We start from the raw sequence: 5091 nt of genomic DNA, 5'->3' as shown, positions 1-5091 counted from the left end.
ATGATCCAGTGCCCGCCCCAGGGGATCACGAAGAGCACGCTCGTGGCGGTACGCAGGATCAGGCCGGTCTCGCCGACGATCGCCGAGCGGGGCACCACCAGGTGCACTCCCTTGGAGGCCCGGACCCGCAGCTTCGGGCGGAGCCCGACGTCGTTGAGCATCCGCGACATGTCGTCGCTCCACACGCCGGTGGCGGCGATCACGGTGCGCGCGCGTACCTCGAACTCGGCGTCCGGCGAGCCGGCCGGCGCCTCCAGGTCGCGTACCCGCACGCCGGTGACCTCGCGGGCCTGGCGGGTCAGGCCGACCGCGCGGGCGCTGGTCACCACCGTCGCGCCGAGGCTCGCCGCGGTACGCGCCAGCGTCACCACGAGACGGGCGTCGTCGACCTGACCGTCGTAGTAGCGGATCGCGCCGGCCAGCTTGTCCGGACGCAGGCTCGGGAAGATCCGGCGCGTGCCCTCGCGGCTCAGGTGCCGGTGCAGCGGCATCCCCCGCCCGCCGCCGAACACCCCGGCGAACGCGTCGTACGCGGCCACGCCGAGCCCGTAGTAGGAGCGGCGGAAGAACCGCCGGGGCAGGTCCCGCGCGCCGCCCTCGGCGGGCAGCGGAACCAGGATCGGCACCGGACGGACCAGGTGCGGGGCGAGCCGGGTGGCGAGCAGTCCGCGTTCGGTCAGCGCCTCGTGGACCAGGTGGAACTCCAGCTGCTCCAGGTAGCGCAGGCCGCCGTGGATCAGCTTGCTGGACCGGCTGGAGGTGCCGGCGGCGTAGTCGCGCGCCTCCACCAGGGCGACCTTCAGCCCGCGGGACGCGGCGTCGAGCGCGGCGCCCGCTCCGGTCACCCCGCCGCCGATGACCAGGACGTCGAACCGCTCGGCCCGAAGGCGGCGCAGGTCGTCGGCGCGGCGCTCGGCGGAGAGCTGGCCGGCCACGGATCGGGACACGTTGGGGTCGCGCACCCGTCCACGGTAACCGTCCGGGGCGCGCGGCGACACGGCCCGGCCGTACCGTGATGACCATGCTGACCGGCCCGCCGTTCGCGCCCGTACCGCCGCCGCCACCGCGTGAGACCGGGCCGTGGCCGGTCGTCGCGGCCGTGCTCACCGGGTTCTGGGTCGTGCTGGTGACCGTTCCGGGTCAGGTCGGCGGCTGGCTCGTCGAGCAGGTCATGCTGGTCATGGGCCTGGGCCGGGCGGTGGCGGTCTGGCCGGTGGTGGCGGTGGTCACCGTGCTGCTGGCCGGGGCGCCCTCGCTGGCGCTGGCGCTGGCGCCCCGCTCCCCCGCGCTGCGGGCGACCGGCCGCGCCTGGACCGCCGCCGTGGTCGCGCTGGGCGCGACGACGCTGCTGCGGACGGTGCCGCCGGTGCACCACGAGGCGTACCTGGCCGCGCTGGCGGTGACCGCCGCGGTGCTCGCGTTCGTCGCCGCCCGGCTGGCCCGCGTGCGTCCGCCCGCCGCCGTGGACGCGGTCCCGGAGGGCCGCTTCGGGACGGTGCCGCTGCTGGCGGTCGCGGCCGGGCTGGCGTCGCTGCTGCCCTGGGCGTGGGTGGGCGCGCTGGGCGGGGCGCTGGAGACGGTGCTCGCCGGGTTGGCCGCCGCCGCGCTCGGCACGCTCGCCGGGGCGCTGCTCGGCGCCCGGTTCTGGGCCGCGTTCGGGCCGGGTCCGGCCCGGTTGGTGCTGGTCGGCGGCCTGGTCGCGGGCGTCGCGTTGACGCCGCTCGCGGCCGCCGCCGGGCAGTCCGGCGTACAACTGCCGGCGCTGTTCCTGCTGCCGCCGCTCGGTTTCGTGCTGGCCGCGCTGGAGGCGGCGGCCCGGCACTCGCGCCGCCCGGCCGGACCGGCGCCGGTGCGCTGGCTGATCGGGCTGGCGCTGCTGGGGCCGCTGGCCTTCACCGACCCGGACGAGATCACCCTCCTGCTCGCCACCACCCGGGACACGCCGTTCTGGGTCGCCGTGGGCACCGGCGTCGCGTTCGCCGTCGCGGTCCTGCTCGCCCTCGGGTACGGCGTGCTGCTCGCCCGGTCCCCCGCCCGCGCGCCCCGGCGCGGTCCGGCCGCGCTCGCCGCCGCCGCGCTGCTCGTCGCCGTCGCCGTGGTGTACGTGGTCCCCGGCCAGCCGGGTCTGCACGGCGAGCGGCTGCTCGTGGTGCTGCGCGAGCAGGCCGACCTGACCGGGTTGCCGGCCGGGACGCCGGGACGGGCCGGGCGGGACGCCCGGGCGACCGAGGTCTACCGGCGGCTGGTCGCCACCGCCGACCGCACCCAGCGCGACCTGCGCCGCATGCTGACCGACATGCGGCTGAAGCCGACACCGTACTACCTGGTCAACGCGATCGAGACGGACGGCGGCCCGGCGGTGCGGGCCTGGCTGTCCGGCCGGCCCGAGGTGGCCCGGGTGCTGGTCAGCCAGCGGCTGCGTCCGCTGCCCGCGCTCGCCCCGACGGCGCGCGGCGACGCCCCGGCGCCGACCGGACCGGCCTGGAACATCTCGCTGATCGGGGCGGACCGGGTCTGGTCGGAGCTGGGCGTCACCGGCTCCGGCGTGGTGGTGGGCAGCTCCGACTCCGGAGTGGACGGCCGGCACCCGGCGCTCGCCGGCGGCTTCCGGGGTGGCGACGACTCCTGGTACGACCCGTGGGAGGACCGCCGCGCCCCGGCCGACCGGGGTGGCCACGGCACCCACACGCTGGGCAGCGCGGTGGGCCGGGACGGCATCGGCGTGGCGCCCGGCGCGAGCTGGGTCGGCTGCGTCAACCTGGACCGCAACCTGGGCAGCCCGGCACGCTACCTCGACTGTCTCCAGTTCATGCTGGCCCCGTTCCCGCCGGGCGGGAACCCGCTGACCGACGGCCGTCCGGCGCGCGCCCCGGACGTGCTCACCAACTCGTGGGGCTGCCCGCCGCTGGAGGGCTGCGATCCGGGGGCGCTGCGCCCGGCGACCGCGGCGCTGACCGCGGCCGGCATCCTGGTGGTGGCCGCCGCAGGCAACACCGGCCCGTCCTGCGGCTCGATCGTGGACCCGCCGGCGCCGTACCCGGACGTGCTGACCGTCGGGGCGGTGGACCGGCAGCGCCGCGTCACCGACTTCTCCAGCCGTGGTCCCGCGCCGGACGGGGTGGCCAAGCCGGACCTGGTCGCCCCGGGCGCGGCTGTGCTCTCCGCGATGCCCGGCGGCGGGTACGCGACGCTGGACGGCACCTCGATGGCCACGCCGCAGGTGGCGGGCGTGGTGGCGCTGATGTGGTCGGCGAACCCCGCGCTGGTCGGGGACGTGGAACGGACCCGGGCCATCCTGCGCGACACCGCGCAGCCGGTCCCGCGGCCCGCCGAGGCCTGCGGCGGACCGCGGGACGTCTCCGGCGCCGGGCTGGTCGACGCGTACGCGCTGTCGTACGAGGTGGGGCGCTGCAAGCCGGACCCGGGCATCTTCCTGCGCGCCTGCGGGATGCTCGGCGTCGACCCGGAGCGCACGCTCATGGTGGGCGATACCCCGGCCGACGCGGGCGCGGTCGCGGCCGGGTGCGGGGTGCTGGTGCTGCCGTGCGCCGACGCCGGCCGCCCGAACGGGCTCGGCGCGGTGCTCGACCTGGCCGGGGTCGGCTGAGCGCACACCCCGCCAGCGGCGCGAACCCGTCCCGGCGCACCGGCTACGGTCAGGGGCATGACCGGTGTCCACCCCTTGCCGCCGCGTGCGCCGGGCCGGCTCGGCGGCGTCGCGCTGGTGCTCGGCGGGGCGCTGTCGGTGCAGTTCGGCTCCGCGCTGGCGGCGCTGCTGTTCCCGCGTACCGGGGTGGCCGGGGCGGTGACGCTGCGGCTGACCATCGGCGCGCTGGTGATGCTCGTGGTGTGCCGCCCCCGGGTGCGCGGGTACGGGCGCCGGGACTGGGTCGCAGTGGTCGCGTTCGGGCTGGCCCTGGCCGGCATGAACTCGATCTTCTACCAGGCGATCGAGCGGATCCCGCTCGGTCCGGCGGTGACGCTGGAGGTGCTCGGCCCGCTGGCGCTGTCGGTGTTCGGCGCGCGCCGGGCGGCGGCCTGGTTCTGGGCCGCGCTGGCGCTGGGCGGGGTGGCGCTGCTCGGGCAGGGCGGGTTCGACCGGCTCGACCCGGTCGGCGCGGCGCTGGCGCTGACGGCGGGCGCGATGTGGGCCGCGTACATCGTCTGCTCGGCGCGGATCGGCGCGCGGTTCCCAGGCGCCGACGGGTTGGCCCTCTCGCTGACCTTCGCCGCTGCGCTCACGCTGCCGTTCGGGCTGGCCGACGGCGGCGGCCGCCTCGCCGACCCGGTGGTGCTGGGGCTCGGTACCGGGCTGGCGCTGCTCGCCTCCGTGCTGCCGTACAGCCTGGAGCTGGCGGCGCTGCGGCGGCTGCCCACCGCGACGTTCGCGGTCATGATGAGCCTCGGCCCGGCGATCGCCGCGGTGGCCGGCTGGCTGGTGCTCGGCCAGGCGCTGCACCCGGTCGAGGTGCTCGCGATCGGGCTGGTGGTCGCCGCGAGCGCCGGCGCGGTCCGCGCCGCCGCCCCGTCCACCGCGCCGCCGCCCGTTCCCGGCCCACCGGACGCCGAGGGCGTGGCGGCGGTCAGCGCAGCAGCCGCAGCGCCGCCGGCACGGCCGTGACGGTCACCGGCAGGTCGAGGGAGCGTTCCCCGTCGGCGTACGAGGTGATCCCCTCGGCGGCCAGCTCCACCGTCCGCGCCCGGTAGACGCGCGCCAGCGGGTGCGTGACATGGGTGCCCCGGTAGATCTGCGGCTTGACCCGCATCAGCGTGCGCCTGTCGAACCGCCCGCCCACCACCACGTCCAGCAGGCCGTCGTGCGGGTCGGCGTCCGGGCAGATCCGCATGCCGCCGCCGTAGCTGGCCGTGTTTCCCACCGCGACCAGCACCGCGTCGACCTCCTGCGCCACCCCGTCGAGAACCAGCCGGTAGCGGCGTGGCCGCAGCCGGGCCAGCGCGACCACTATCGCCAGGTCGTACCGGCGCGGGCCGCGCGGCCAGCGCATCGGGTTGGCGCGTTAGTTGACGATCGCGTCGAAGCCCGCCGCGAGCACCGCGCCGAACCAGCGGTCGGCCTCGCCGGGCCGGGAC

The 5091-nt window shown here is 77.5% G+C and carries 3 protein-coding genes and 1 pseudogene; 2 read left to right on the top strand and 2 right to left on the bottom strand.

The features are described 5' to 3' along the window. Positions 1–947 (bottom strand): FAD-dependent oxidoreductase (locus KBX39_RS22585; protein ID WP_210872392.1); only part of this gene is annotated, 947 nt, incomplete at its 3' end. A 68-nt stretch (positions 948–1015) separates the two neighbouring features. Here KBX39_RS22585 and KBX39_RS22580 point away from each other — a divergent pair. Then, positions 1016–3607, top strand: coding sequence for a S8 family serine peptidase (locus KBX39_RS22580; protein ID WP_247660464.1), 2592 nt, complete (start codon positions 1016–1018; stop codon positions 3605–3607). A 57-nt stretch (positions 3608–3664) separates the two neighbouring features. Beyond that, a complete protein-coding gene (locus tag KBX39_RS22570; RefSeq protein WP_113973677.1) occupies positions 3665–4621 on the top strand; it encodes a DMT family transporter in 957 nt (318 codons plus the stop codon). On the opposite strand, the pseudogene KBX39_RS22565 reads toward KBX39_RS22570, so the two are convergent. Beyond that, positions 4584–5091, bottom strand: a pseudogene (locus KBX39_RS22565) (sphingosine kinase); the annotation flags it as partial. The gene KBX39_RS22570 and the pseudogene KBX39_RS22565 sit on opposite strands and share 38 nt — an antisense overlap.

This window comes from Micromonospora sp. D75 (assembly GCF_018070405.1).
GTDB lineage: Bacteria > Actinomycetota > Actinomycetes > Mycobacteriales > Micromonosporaceae > Micromonospora > Micromonospora chalcea.
Note: the sequence above shows the minus strand (reverse complement) of the source record. Positions and strands in the feature narration are given on the sequence as shown.

Coding starts and splice junctions, on each gene's coding strand:
- KBX39_RS22580 (WP_247660464.1), top strand. CDS start 1,016: ATGACCATGCTGACCGGCCCGCCGTTCGCGCCCGTACCGCCGCCGCCA.
- KBX39_RS22570 (WP_113973677.1), top strand. CDS start 3,665: ATGACCGGTGTCCACCCCTTGCCGCCGCGTGCGCCGGGCCGGCTCGGC.